Source organism: Falsihalocynthiibacter sp. S25ZX9, assembly GCF_041205405.1.
GTDB classification, from domain to species: Bacteria; Pseudomonadota; Alphaproteobacteria; order Rhodobacterales; family Rhodobacteraceae; genus Falsihalocynthiibacter; species Falsihalocynthiibacter arcticus.
In genome coordinates, this window is the sequence record NZ_JBGFCD010000121.1 from 1 (window position 1) to 343 (window position 343).

The window sequence follows — 343 nt, forward strand, 5'->3', positions numbered from 1 at the left end:
ATCAAAAAGGCAGTTATTCCCGCCATCACCCAAAACGACTTCCACTCCGGAACGGCCAAACAGTTTTTCATATTCATCCAAACCGGGACAGTCGTTAAAATCGCCCATGACCACGACGTCTTGCCCGCACCCTAATCGCTCAACAACGCGGCGTCGCACCCAAATGCATTGCGCCAATTGCTTACGACGGTTCTCAATCGCAATGCGGATTTCTTCGTCTTTATCATTCGCCCCATAGGGCGCCTTAGATTTGGCGTGCACGCCAATAAGACGAAGCCTCTCTCCACTTTGTGTCGTCAGGGTTATTTCCAAGGGCGGCTTTGAGAAAACAATCGAATCTTCC

Annotated in this window: 1 pseudogene; it reads right to left on the reverse strand. The window is 50.4% G+C overall.

Annotated features, from left to right (window positions below):
- Positions 1-343: pseudogene (locus tag AB9F29_RS21555) on the reverse strand (endonuclease); the annotation flags it as partial.